This is a genomic window from Desulfosarcina alkanivorans (assembly GCF_009688945.1).
GTDB classification, from domain to species: domain Bacteria; phylum Desulfobacterota; class Desulfobacteria; order Desulfobacterales; family Desulfosarcinaceae; genus Desulfosarcina; species Desulfosarcina alkanivorans.
In genome coordinates, this window is record NZ_AP021874.1 from 5,580,617 (window position 1) to 5,594,316 (window position 13,700).

Annotated in this window: 7 protein-coding genes; 5 read left to right on the forward strand and 2 right to left on the reverse strand. The window is 61.5% G+C overall.

Features of this window, described 5'->3' with window-relative positions; all coding sequences use genetic code 11:
- Positions 1–47: 47 nt before the first annotated feature.
- Positions 48–1,280 (reverse strand): molybdopterin molybdotransferase MoeA, encoded by a 1,233-nt coding sequence (locus tag DSCA_RS24355; protein ID WP_155318921.1) that lies wholly within the window; start codon positions 1,278–1,280, stop codon positions 48–50.
- A gap of 438 nt (positions 1,281–1,718) precedes the next feature.
- On the opposite strand from DSCA_RS24355, the gene DSCA_RS24360 reads away from it, so the two are divergent.
- From DSCA_RS24360 to DSCA_RS24370, 3 genes are all read left to right on the forward strand, one after another.
- A complete protein-coding gene (locus DSCA_RS24360) occupies positions 1,719–2,315 on the forward strand; it encodes a DUF3786 domain-containing protein (RefSeq protein ID WP_155318922.1) in 597 nt (198 codons plus the stop codon).
- 331 nt (positions 2,316–2,646) lie between these two features.
- A complete protein-coding gene (locus DSCA_RS24365; RefSeq protein ID WP_155318923.1) occupies positions 2,647–5,367 on the forward strand; it encodes a molybdopterin-dependent aldehyde oxidoreductase in 2,721 nt (906 codons plus the stop codon).
- A gap of 403 nt (positions 5,368–5,770) precedes the next feature.
- Positions 5,771–6,829, forward strand: a complete 1,059-nt coding sequence (locus DSCA_RS24370) for an XdhC family aldehyde oxidoreductase maturation factor (protein WP_155318924.1) — start codon at positions 5,771–5,773, stop codon at positions 6,827–6,829.
- Positions 6,830–6,987: 158 nt separating this feature from the next.
- On the opposite strand, the gene DSCA_RS24375 is transcribed toward DSCA_RS24370, so the two are convergent.
- Positions 6,988–9,069, reverse strand: coding sequence for a molybdopterin-dependent oxidoreductase (locus tag DSCA_RS24375; RefSeq protein WP_269434614.1), 2,082 nt, complete (start codon positions 9,067–9,069; stop codon positions 6,988–6,990).
- 356 nt (positions 9,070–9,425) lie between these two features.
- Between DSCA_RS24375 and fdhF the strand changes: the two genes are divergently transcribed.
- Both fdhF and DSCA_RS24385 read left to right on the forward strand, forming a co-directional pair.
- Positions 9,426–12,191, forward strand: a complete 2,766-nt coding sequence (fdhF, locus tag DSCA_RS24380) for a formate dehydrogenase subunit alpha (protein ID WP_155318926.1) — start codon at positions 9,426–9,428, stop codon at positions 12,189–12,191.
- 64 nt (positions 12,192–12,255) lie between these two features.
- On the forward strand, positions 12,256–13,698 hold the full coding sequence (locus tag DSCA_RS24385) for a coniferyl aldehyde dehydrogenase (RefSeq protein ID WP_197904658.1): 1,443 nt from the start codon (positions 12,256–12,258) through the stop codon (positions 13,696–13,698).
- Positions 13,699–13,700 lie beyond the last annotated feature (2 nt).

Below are 13,700 nucleotides of genomic sequence, written 5' to 3' on the forward strand. Positions count from 1 at the left end.
TTAGACTTTCAGTTTGATGTAAAAAGACCCGAATTGGCAGGCGGCCGTCATAGCGGCATCACCTCAACCGCTGCTCCCTGATCCAGCCCTTCGGTGTCGATGCCGATGGCGATCAGACCGTCGGCCTTGACCATGGTGTTGATCAACCCGGATTTTCCCAATATCGGCTCCGCCATGACAGGGCCGCCGGCCTCATCGCGATCAAGACGCACGCGGACGTAATCCACCCGTCCCTGGGCCGATGCCAGGTTGCGGCTCAGGACGGCCTTTACCGGAAACTGCCGGACCGTTTGCGTCAATCCACACAGCCGGTCCAGAAATGGCCTGACCACCGCGGCAAAGACCACCATGGCGGAGACGGCGTGACCGGGCAGTCCCCAGAAGGCCTTGCCGCCGGATCGGGCCAGGATGGTGGGCTTGCCCGGGCTGATGGAGATGCCGTGGACCAGGATCCCGGTATCGGGCAGGGTGTCGAGCACCTCGACGGTGAAATCCCTGGCCCCCACCGAACTGCCCCCGGAAATCATGACCATGTCGGTGGTTTCCAGGGCACCCCGGCACTTTTTCATGAGGTCGTCGCGGTTGTCCCTGACGATGCCGAAGACCACCGGCACCCCGCCGGCCGCCATCACCTGGCCGGACAGGCTTTGCGTGTTGATGTCCCGGACCTGTCCTTCGCCGGGAACCTGATCGACCGGTACGACTTCGTCACCGGTTGAAATGATGCCGACCATGGGGCGCCTGAAGACGGTGACCGCCGTTCGTCCGCAGGCGGCCAGCAGGCCCGCCTCCTGGGGTCGGATGCGCGTCCCGCTGGCCAGCGCCGGTTCGGCATGCCGGATGTCTTCGCCTTTCTCGATCACGTGCTGACCGGGGGCCACGCTCCGGTACGCCTCGATGGTGGTATCGTCCAGCAGGTCGGTGTGCTCGATCATGATGACGCTGTCGGCACCCTCGGGCAGCATGCCGCCGGTGGCGATCCGGGCCGCCTCCCCGGGGCCGATGGAAAAATCGGGCCGGACCCCCATTTTGACCTGCCCGCGTACATTCAGGTAAGCGGGGTTGGCCTCGGATGCACCGAAGGTGGAGGATGCCTTGACGGCGAAGCCGTCCATGGTGGATCGGCTGAAATCGGGAATGTCCACATCGGAATAGGCGTCCTCGGCCAGCACCCGGCCCAGGCATTCCGCCAGTGCCACCGTTTCCGTGCCCACCGCGGAAAATGACGCTGCGTGGGCCAGAACGCCTTCGATGGTTTCTACATGGAAAAACTCTTTCATGACATCTCTATCTCTTTTTGCTATGCCTGTCCGACCGTCGGCCCGTGGCATGCCCGGGCGACGCATCTGCGGCAGACGGCGTGTTTTTTTTCATTGGCACATATGTGTAACCCCAATGAAATCAAGGGCTCCACTCCTTTCGGGCCCGGTTTCAACCTTTAGGACTACTATACCATAATAGGAACGATGGAAACAGATACAATGGAAACCTGTGTGAATCATCCGGATGAACCCGCCAGCCTGGTGTGCATGAAATATCAGGTTCCATTTTGCGCCCGGTCCGCCCGGTGCCGGGACCCGAGATTGTATTGCAAATACCGGTCTGCCTGCCCCATCTGGTTTATCGCCAGGGACCGTGAAAATGGATGGGGGGATGAGTGAAGCCGGAAGTCGGAAGTGGCGTCTTTCATGGTATAAAGGCTTGAAAAAGGAGGGCCGGTGGACAACTACGAGAAGATCGCCAGGGATAATCTGGAACGGCTTTATGGGAATCTGCCAGGTGACCTGGAGAAGCGGCTTCCGGGTGAGAAAAACGGTTTGGCCTATCGATTCACGGCTTTCGGTCAGCGATGCGTCATTGCGCCGGACGGTATCGTCCTGGGCGGTGAAGCGGTGCCCGGTGTGATCGGCATCCTGCTCTCCCTGTACGCATTGAACGCCTCGACCGAGGCACCCCTTCTGGAACCGTTGAAATCGTTCAAGGAGTTTCCCGGTACCGCGCCCTATGTGGCGGCATTTACCTCCCACACCGAGCAGATTCTGGTGCCGGGGGTGCCCCGGATCAAGCAAAAACGCCAGTCGCTCGTGGATCTGCTTGGGGGCCATCCGGCCCCCCCGTCGGTGGGTGGCGATTTCGCATTCGTGATCCGCCCCCTGCCCAAGATCTTCCTGTGCTATATCGTTTACGAGGCCGACGAGGATTTCCCGCCGTCGGTAACCTGCCTATTTTCCGGCAACGCCAACCGGTTCATGCCTGTGGACGGGCTGGCCGATGTGGGCGAGTATACCTCAAAAAGGATTCTGGCGCTGGTCTGACGGGGCTTTTGGAACCGTCCTGCCCATGGCCCGGCCAGCCCAGTTCAACACTGCCGGCGTTCCTGCTTCGTAAGGATGGGTTGGCGCAGGTCTTTCTTTTCGTTTCTTTATGTCAAAATTGACACATGAGAAAAGATGCGATAGGAAATAACCCATCGATCCTTTTGTTCTGCCCGTATTCTCCGTTTCCTGAACTATGCATGCACCGCAGTGGCTTTTGAGTGGGGTGGTGCTGCTACTCACTGTGCGGTTTCGTCAGAGGTTGACGCCTGAGCTGCCGGACGCTTTTGCGAATGTCTTTTTAATCCATTAAAGGGGAGGGACCGGGATTATGATTAAACGGAACATCGTGCTGAACGGCACCGAAAAGGTTGTGGTCGCCCAGGTGGGTGACTCCCTTGCCAATGTTCTTCGCGGCCAGATGGGGCTCACCGGGACAAAAGTCGGCTGTGACCAGGGGCAGTGCGGGGCCTGCAGCGTCATCGTCGACGGGAAACTCGTGCGCTCCTGTGTCACCAGGTTCTCACGAATGGCGGAAGGGGCCTCCGTGACCACCATCGAGGGCATCGGCACACCGGCCGGCCTGCATCCGATCCAGCTGGCCTGGATTGCGCACGGCTGCGCCCAGTGCGGCTTCTGCAGCCCGGGATTTATCGTTTCGGCCAAGGCCCTGCTCGACGAGAAGCCCGATCCATCCCGGGAAGAGATCCGGGACTGGTTTCAGAAGCACCGCAATGCCTGCCGCTGTACCGGCTACAAACCGATCGTCGACGCGGTCATGGATGCCGCCAAGGTGCTGCGCGGAGAAATGGCAGCCGATGAACTCCATTTCAAAATCCCTGCCGACGGTCGCATCTGGGGCACCAAATACCCACGTCCCACAGCCGTCGCCAAGGTGACCGGCACCCTGGACTACGGCGCGGATCTGGGGCTGAAACTGCCCGAAGACCGGCTGAACCTGGCCCTGGTCCAGGCCACCGTCTCCCATGCCAATATCAAGGGCATCGATACGGCCGAGGCCGAACGGATGCCCGGCGTTTTCAAGGTGGTCACCCATAAGGATGTGCCCGGAAAAAACCGCATCAGCGGCCTGATCACCTTTCCGTCCAACAAGGGAGACGGCTGGGACCGGCCGATTCTCTGCGACACCAAGGTGTTTCAATACGGTGACGCCATCGCCATCGTCTGCGCCGATACCGATGCCCATGCCAGGGCGGCGGCGGCCAAGGTCAAGGTGGACCTGGAAGCGCTGCCCGAATACATGAGTGCGCAGGCGGCCATGGCCGACGACGCCATCGAGATCCATCCGGGCACGCCCAACGTCTACTATGTCCAGAAAATCGCCAAGGGGCATGAAACCGGCCCCGTTTTCGATGCGGCCGGCGCGGTGGTGGAAGACGATTTCTACGTCGGCCGCCAGCCCCACATGCCCATCGAACCGGACGTGGGGTTTGCTTACCAGGACGACGACGGCAAACTGGTGATCCACTCCAAGTCCATCGGCCTGCACCTGCATGCGGCCATGGTCGCTCCCGGCCTGGGGGTGGAGATGGAGAATCTGGTCATGGTCCAGAACCCGGCCGGCGGCACCTTCGGCTACAAGTTCAGCCCCACCATGGAGGCCCTGGTGGGCGCGGCCGCCCTGGCCACCGGAAGGCCCTGTTTTCTCAGGTACGACTACCAGCAGCAGATGGCCTACACCGGCAAGCGCTCGCCCTTTTTCATGAACATGCGTCTTGCCGCCGGCAGGGACGGCAAGCTGCTGGCCATGGAGACCGACTACAGCGTGGATCACGGTCCCTATTCGGAGTTCGGCGATCTGCTGACCCTTCGCGGGACCCAGTTCATGGGGGCCGGCTACGACATCCCCCATATTCGCGGCGAGGGGCGTACCGTGTGCACCAACCACGCCTGGGGATCGGCCTTCAGGGCCTACGGGTCCCCCCAGAGCGAATTCGCCTCGGAAGTGCTCATGGACGAACTGGCCGAAAAACTCGGTATGGATCCCCTGGAGCTGCGTTACAAAAACGTCTATCGCCAGGGATCCACGACCCCCACCGGTCAGGAACCGGAAGTCTATTCCCTGCCGGAGATGATCGACAAGCTGCGTCCGCTTTACAAGACGGCCAGAGACAAGGCTGCGGCCGAATCCACCGCGGGGATCAAAAAAGGGGTGGGGGTCTCCATCGGCGTATACGGGTGCGGTCTGGACGGTCCGGACAGCTCCGAGGCCTGGGTGGAACTCAACGCCGACGATACGGTGACCGTCTACTCCTGCTGGGAGGATCACGGCCAGGGTGCCGATGCCGGCGCACTGGGATCGGCCTTCGAGGCCTTGCATGTGACCGGTATCACCCCGGACCGGGTGCGCCTGGTGATGAACGACACCAGCAAGGCCCCCAACTCGGGCCCCGCCGGCGGCAGCCGGTCGCAGGTGATGACCGGGCAGGCCATCAAAAATGGCGCCGAAGCCCTGGTGGCGGCCATGAAAAAGCCCGACGGCACCTATCGATCCTACGCCGAGATGCAGGCCGACCACATCCCCGTGCACTATACCGGAAAATGGACCGCGCCGGCGACCAATTGTGACGGGAACAGCCAGGGATCGCCTTTCTCCGTGTACATGTACGGGGTATTCATGGCCGAGGTGGCCGTGGAGACCGCCACCGGTAAGACCGCGGTCGAAAAAATGACCCTGGTGGCCGATATCGGCAACATCAACAACCGGCTGGTGGTGGACGGGCAGATGTATGGCGGCCTGGCTCAGGGTATCGGCCTGGCCCTCACCGAAGACTACGAGGATATCAAGAAGCATTCCACCATGGTCGGTGCGGGGTTCCCGTATATCAAGCAGATCCCCGACGACATGGAATTGATCTACGTCGAAACCCCGCGCAAGGACGGTCCTTTCGGCGCCGGTGGCGTGGGGGAACTGCCCCTGACCAGCCCCCACGCGGCGGTCATCAACGCGATCACCGATGCCTGCGGCGTTCGTATAACGCAGCTGCCGGCCCTGCCCGAAAAGGTGCTGGCCGGTCTGAAAGAGAAGTAAGCGGCCTTATGGGGTTACCTGACCGTTACTCTGGTGACGTCTTCCCGAAACTTCTCCGCGGGAGCGCGTCACACCCGTTTCATTCTTTAATGTCAACCCGTCATCAAAAAATTTCTTTCGTCCGCGAACCTGGCCATGGAACAATGACGCTTTCGTGACTTTGAACGCCCATGCATTCAGGAAGGGCCGGTGGTCTGCATGGCAGCATCTCCCTGATCCGCTAACGCACCGGTGACCGGTCAGCCTTTAAGCTTGATCCCTGCCCCTGCAGAACGGTATTGAAAACACTGGGCCCGATTCTGGGGCGAATGGACCATCAAATTCAAATGGATCGCCGGGTATCGGTTTCCAGAGGGACCGGCAAACGCCGGATTCGTGACCGAAGAGAAAGGAACATGCATCCATGAACACCATTGCACGAGCGGCCTGCGAACTGCTGGACAGGCAGGAACCGTTTATCCTGGCCACCATAGTCAGTCACAGCGGTTCCACACCGCGTACCGCGGGCAGCCGGATGATCATCACCGCCGCCGGCCGTGGAATCGGTACCATCGGCGGCGGATTGCTGGAGGCCGGAGCCATGTCCCGGGCCGTGGAATTGATCGGGAAGGGGCAGTCGGCCCTCATGCCCTTTGACCTGAGCGACAACAATGTTGCCACCATGGACATGATCTGCGGAGGGCAGGCGGATGTGCTGCTGGCTTTCGTATCGCCCACGGAGTTGAACCGGACGGTTTTCGATCAATGGCGGCGGATGCTGGACCAGCGACCAGGCGGATGCCTCATCACTGTTGTCCGGGGATCGCAGGAGAATATAGAGGCCGTTGCCCATTGCGTGGCGACCGCCGCCGGCGAGATCATCGGTGATTTTCCGCTGTCCGGCGGGGAAGGGGAAATGGCGCTCAACGCCGCCGCCGGTTCAACGGGGCCGCGATGGCTGGCCCTGGAGACCGGTTTCGTGCTGGCGGAGCCGACCCGGCGGGTGCCCGGCACCTATCTTTTCGGTGCCGGTCACGTGGCCCGGTATACTGCCGCCGTGGCGGCCATGGCGGGATTCCGGGTCTCGGTCTCCGATGACCGGGCGGAATATGCCAACCGGGAGCGTTTTTCAGACGCCCATGAGATCCGGGTGCTGGAGAACTTCGACGACGCGATTTCAGGTCTTTCCGTCGGCCGCGAGGATTTTATCGTGATTCTCACCAGGGGGCACCTTCACGATAAAACAGTGCTGGCTCAGGCTTTGAGAACCGATGCGGGGTACATCGGCATGATCGGCAGCCGGAGAAAGAGAAATGCCATTTACGGGGCGCTTTTGGAGGAAGGTTTTTCAGAGGCGGACATCGACCGGGTGCATTCTCCCATCGGCCTGTCCATCGGCGCCGAAACCCCGGAAGAGATTGCCGTCAGCATTGTGGCGGAGATGATCCGGCATCGCGCCCATTCGTTCACCGCCCACGGCTGATAACCCAAAAGAGGGCACATCGAGACATCCGGGCGTGGTGTGCCCATCCTCAAAAGCGGGTGTGATTCGTTTTTTCACACCTTTAAAAAAATGCCAACCGACGGCTGCAGCCCGACGATTGGCATTTCATCTGAATCCTCAGCCCTGTTTACCTGCCGCTAGCATGGGGAGACGGTGACATAGTGCTCCTGCATGACCATGGCCCCGCCGCCCCGGTCCCATTTGTCCAGGCCGCCGCACATCAGTTCATGGTCGGCCACACCCTTGCCGAAAGCCCGGCTTTCCACGGGCAGGCGATGTCCGAACCCGTGCAGCATGAAGACCGCCTCGGGGTGAATCAGGTCGGTCAGTTTGGCCTGCATGCGCCCGCCGCTGCCGTTGCCGCTGACTTCCACCATGTCACCATCGGACAGGCCCATGGCCGCGCCGGCCCCGGCATGAATCCACAGGGTGTTCTCGGACACCTGCTCGAACAGCAGGCTGTTGTTGACCGTGTGGCCCTGGGTGTGAACCCCGCAGCGGCCGAATGTCAGCCTGAACTGGCCTTCCGGGGGGTGGGTGCCTGCATAAGGCTTGAGGGACGGTATCCCCCGGGACTCCCAGCGTTCCGAGATGATCTCCACTTTCCCGGACGGGGTCTTGAATGCGGGTTCCGGCCTGTACAGCGGACCCTTGCCCAGAGGAATGAACCCCCTGGCGTCGAAGTCGGCCACGCTGACGCCGGTGCCGTCCAGTTGATAGTTCCAGATCTCCTCGATGGAATCGAATGCCAGCGCATCGATGCCCAGCCGTTTGGACAGGCCGCAGATGATTTCCCAGTCGCTGCGGGTATCGTATCGCGGGGCCACTGCCCGGCGGCGGGTGAACAGATAGGGATTGAGCCCGTTCTTGCAGGCCAGTATGGACTCGCGCTCCAGATAGGGTGACAGGGGCAGCACCAGGTCGGAGAACCAGGCCGTATCCGACCAGGTGAAGCTGACGGACATGAGAAAATCGAGACCGGCCCATTTTTGCCTGAGCCGGTCCGGGTCCGGATACCCCATGAGCGGATCATGGCGGTAGGCAATGTACGCCTTGACCGGGTAGGGGGTTTCGGTTTCGATGGCATCGAACCCCAGATGCAGCAGACCGGGGCCGCTATCCAGGTGGCCGAGCTGCCAGCCCGTGCCGTCGGCACGCTTCTCTTTGGGGGTGGGAACCAGATCCGTCAGCTTTTTCAGTCCCTTGCGGTCGACATCGCCGGGTTTGTTGGCCATTGGCAGACCGCCCCGGGCGCCGATGGCGCCCAGCAGGGCATTGATGATGTAGATCGTACGGGACATGTAAAAGGAGTCGTTGTATCGGGCGTTCATCCATCCGGGGTGCCAGATGACCGCGGGGGCATCCTTGGCCAGGTCCCGGGCGAACCGGACGATTTCCACCGCAGGAATGCCGGTTTCCGTTTCCGCCCATTCGGGGGTGTAGGGTTTGACGAACCGATCGAGCACATCCAGGTCCTTGATCCACTTGCTGGCGTAGGCGGCATCGTAAAGATTGCGGTTCAAAAGGGTGTGGATGACCGCCAGGTTCAATGCGTAATCCGACCCGGGCCGGATCATCAGGAATCTATGGGCTTTGGTGGCCGACACATTGGCCCGGATATCGACCACCGTCAGTTTGCACCCCTTTTCCATGGCGGCCATGAGGTCGTTGACCTCCTTTACATTGATGGCCTCGAAGATGTTGCGGGTCTGGAGCACCACATGCCGGGCATTTTTGAGATCATAGCAGAGCGCTTTTCGGCCGAAACCGAACAGGGAGAGGGCTGCATGCTGGACGTTGCGGGCACATGAAGAGTCGTGGTTGGACCAGTTGGGGGAACCGAGCCCCCGGACGAAAGCCTGGTGCAGATCCCTGAACGGACCGCCGCGGTCGGAGAAGAGAACACTCCTGCCGCCGTGGGTGTCAATGGTCGATTCGAGCCGGCCGGCCGCATGATCCAGGGCGTCATCCCAGCTGACGGGCTTCCAGTTTCCCTGGCCGCGGTCACCGACCCGGATCATGGGACGCTGAAGGCGTTCATTGTCGTTGATCAGCGCCTTGCCGGCGGCGCCGCGGGCGCACAGGGCGCCGTTGATGCCGCCCATGTGGGGGTTGCCACGGACAAATTGAATTTCTCCGTTTTCGGTTTCGACCTCAATGGGGCACCTCACGGTGCACATGCCGCAAACACTGAATGTTGAATCTGTGGACGCCATCATCTGTCCTCCCGTCTGCAAGGTGTTCCCGGACCCCATGACCGGTAATTCCATGCTGGATATCGCAGCCGCTGCGTTATGTCAATACAGATATATACTTCTCATGCGGGCGCTGCCGACCGCTCTTTCATGGCGATGAGGCGTTCGTCGATTCCTCTCAAGGAACGTCTTTGGTTAAAACCGATTGACAATCGGGTGAATATCGAATAGCAACATACGTTATGTCATTAGTGACATAAAGTTTCGTGCCACGCCCACCGGCATCAACCCATTACATGTCCGCTCAACCATCGCAGGCGGAGGCTGTCGCTTCGGCAGCAGCGGCATTACCCGTCGCGCAGGCAGGAAAGGAGCCGTTCATGGCCCAGGAAAGCATGTCGATCAACGGGAGCCGGTTTCCGTTTGACCCGGGGCAGACCATTTTACAGGTTGCCGAGACCAACCGGATTAGGATCCCGACACTCTGTTATCTCAAGGAGGCCTCGCCCACGGGGGCCTGCCGTATCTGCGTGGTGGAGGTTGACGGTGCCCGTTCGCTCGTGGCCGCCTGCAGCACCCCTGCCGCAGACGGCATGGTGGTGCATACCGAATCTCCCCGGGTGGTGGCGTCAAGGAGAGAAACACTGGCACTGCTGCTTGCCTCGGGCAACCACAACTGCGCCATCGGTTCCGGGAGGGAAAACGCGTGGTCCGCTTTTCAAATGCGGGCGGCCGCTTCCGATGGCGGCGAGGACCTGTGCCCGGCCTGGGGGGACTGCCGCCTGCAGGACCTGGCCTACCATTATCAGGTGGAGGGGGGGAAATATCCGCGGACCGGCACCCGGTACCCCACGGAGACCGTCAATCCGCTCATCGTCCGTGATTTCTCCCGCTGCATTCTCTGCGGCCGGTGCGTTCAGGCCTGCAATGAGGTCCAGGTCAACCGGGCCATCAGTTTTGGCTACCGGGGGGCAGCGGCCAAAGTGGTGGCCGGTACCGATGTGCCGCTCAAAGAGTCCCAATGCGTGTTCTGCGGTGAATGTATCCAGGCCTGCCCGACCGGCGCCCTGGTGGAAAAGAAAGCCCGCTTTGTCTGGCGTCCCTGGAAAAACCGCACGATCCGAACGACCTGTCCATACTGTGGTGTCGGCTGCCAGCAGTGGCTGCATGTTCAGGACGGTCGCATCGTCAAGGTCACCGGCGTGGAAGACGGGTCCCCCAACCAGGGCCGGCTGTGCGTCAAGGGGCGCTTCGGCTACGACTTCATTTACTCCGATGAACGCCTCAAGACCCCGTTGATCCGGGAGGGCGACGATTTCCGCGGGGCATCCTGGGACGAGGCCCTGGACCTGGTGGCGGACACCTTCAAGACCATCATCGAAGAGAGCGGGCCCGACGCCGTGGCCGGTGTCAGCTGCGCCCGCAGCATCAACGAAGATTCCTACCAGATGCAAAAGCTTTTCCGGGGAGTGTTCAAGACCAACAACATCGACCATTGCGCCCGCACATGACATGCGCCGACGGTCGCCGGGCTGGCGGCCACGTTCGGATCGGGGGCGATGACCAACTCTTTTTCCGAGTTTTCCAGGGCCAGGATGTTCCTGGTGATCGGTTCCAATATGACCGAAGCCCACCCGGTGGCGGCCACCTTCGTAAAAAATGCCGTGTTGAACGGAGCCCGGCTGATTGTGGTGGATCCCCGGCGGCATCGGCTGGTTGATTTTGCCGACTTGCACCTGCCTCTGAAGGTGGGCAGCGACATCGCCCTGCTCAATGCCATCATGCACGTGCTGATTGAAGAAGACCTCTACGACAAAGCCTTTGTGGCGTCCTGCACCACGGGTTTCGAGCAGCTCCGGAAAACGGTGCAGGCCTATCCGCCGGAAAGGGCGGCGCCCATCTGCGGTATCGGTGCCGGGACCATCCGGGAGGTGGCCCGCCTGCTGGCCTCGGTGAAGCCGGCCATGGTCTGTTACACCCTGGGCATCACCGAACACACCTGCGGCAAAAACAACGTCATGTCCATCGCCAATCTGCAGATGCTGCTGGGCAACATGGGCGTGGAAACCGGCGGTGTAAACCCGCTGCGCGGTCAGAACAACGTGCAGGGGGCCTGCGATATGGGCGCCCTGCCCAATGTCTACCCAGGATACCAGCCGGTTACCGACGCGGGTGTCTGTGAGAAGTTCGAATCGGCCTGGCAGACCACCGACCTGCCCCGGGATGTGGGATTGATGATTCCCGAGATGATGAACGGACTGGCGGACGGCAGGGTCCGCGGTTTTTACATTTTCGGTGAGAACCTGGCCAATACCGAACCGGACATCCACAAGGCCGAGCACGAACTGGCATCGGCCGAATTCCTGGTTGTCCAGGACATCTTTCACAACGAAACCACCCGTTTTGCCCATGTGGTGCTGCCGGCGGCTGCCTGGAGCGAGAATGAAGGCACCTTCACCAACAGCGAGCGCCGGGTCAGCCGGGTGAGGACGGCCAGCCCGGCACCGGGTATGGCCATGCCCAACTGGTGGATTTTCAGGGAAATCGCCCGTCGTTTCGGACACGATTGGTCCGCCAACAGCGGCCAGGAGATCTGGGACAACGAAATCTCAATGCTGGCGCCCAGCATGGGCGGGATCAAATACCACCGCATTGACGCCGACGGACTGCAGTGGCCCTGTCCCACGGTGGACCACCCGGGTACCCCATGCCTGCATCGCGGCGGCCGGTTCACCTGCGGGCGTGGGCGGTTTTCCCCGGCCGAATGGACCCCGCCGGCCGAGGTGCCCGACGATGATTATCCCCTGGTACTCAGCACCGGACGACGTCTCTTCCATTACCACACCCGGACCCAGACCGGCCGCTGCGAAGGGCTGAACGACCTTCTGGGCGAAGAGACCGCCGACCTCTCCCATGCCGATGCGGATCGACTGGGCATTGCCGACGGTGAGCGGATCCGGATCCGGTCCCGGCGCGGCGAAGTGGCCGTCAGGGCCAAGGTGACCTCCGAGGTGCCGCCGGGCCTGGTGTGGATGGCCTTTCATTTTCGTGAAGGCAACGCCAACTGGCTCACCAACGCGGCCTTCGATCCGGCGACCTTGACGGCCGAGTACAAGGCCTGTGCCGTGCGCATTGAAAAAATCTGACGGCGTTTAATCGGCAGCCTGCAAGGCGAATCGAAATAGAACTGACTCGTGACAAGGAGCGTTCATGGGCGAGATGATCGTACTGAAAACATTGGAACCCAAGCCGGAAGCGGAGATCGATCGAATTTTTAAACGCCAGCAGGCAGCCTTCCGGCGACATCCGATGCCCGATGCGAAAGCGCGCATCCACGGACTCAAGCGGCTGGAAAAGGCCCTGATCCGCTTCAAGGCGGATATCGCTGCCGCCATCGACCGGGATTTCGGCTGCCGCTCATCTGATGAATCCTACCTGGCTGAAATCCTGCCCACCCTGGAGGGAATCCGATATGCCGTCAAACGGATCCGCCGATGGATGAAGCCGTCCCGCCGGCGTCCCGGCCTGCTCTACCTGCCGGCCAGGGCCCGGGTGATTTTTCAGCCGCTGGGTGTCGTCGGGATCATCGCGCCGTGGAACTATCCCGTCTACCTGGCCCTGGGGCCCCTGGTGGGGGTGCTGGCGGCGGGGAACCGGGCCATGATCAAGATGAGCACGTTCACCCCCCGGACCGCCGAGGTGCTCAAAGCCCTGATCGGAGAAGCCTTCGACGAGGACCAGGTGGCCGTCATGGGCGGCGAACCCGGCCTGGGTCCGGTTTTCTCGCGACTGCCCTGGGACCACCTGGTCTTTACCGGCTCCACCGCGGTGGGCAGGCATGTCATGCGGGCGGCGGCGGACAACCTGACGCCGGTGACCCTGGAACTGGGTGGCAAGTCGCCGGCGATCATCGGACCCGCCGTTTCCGTGGCCGATGCCGCCGGGCGCATCGCCTTCGGCAAGGTGTTCAACATGGGCCAGACCTGTGTGGCCCCGGACTACGTCCTGTGCCCACGAGGGGCCCGGGACGCATTCGTGGCCCGGTTCATCGCCGCCATGGGGCGCATGTACCCGTCCATGGCGGAAAATCCCCAGTACACCGGGATTGTAAACGACAGAGAATATGAACGACTCGAAGGCCTGCTGGCCGACGCAGTGGAGAAGGGGGCCCGGGTTGTCGAGGTGAATCCGGGCGGCGATGATTTCTCAGGTCTTCGCAAGATGCCCGTCCGGCTCCTGCTGGAGGTGAACGACGACATGGCCGTGATGCAGGAGGAGATATTCGGGCCCCTGCTGCCGGTGATCGCCTACGATACGCTCCAGGATGCGGTGGCATACGTGAACAGCCATCCCCGGCCGCTGGCACTCTATCTTTTCGATCACGAGAGGCGGAATGCCGAGTACGTGCTCGCCTGCACGCATTCGGGCGGGGCGCTGATCAACGACACCCTGGTGCATGTCACCCAGGATGACATGCCCTTCGGCGGCATCGGCCCTTCGGGCATGGGCCAGTACCATGGCCACGAAGGGTTTCTCACCTTTTCCAAAGCCAAAGGGGTGCTCTGCAAATCCAGATTCAACAGCGGCAGGTTCTTTTATCCCCCATACGGCGGACTGGTTCACCGCCTGATTTACCGTTTTTTCATGAGTTGAAA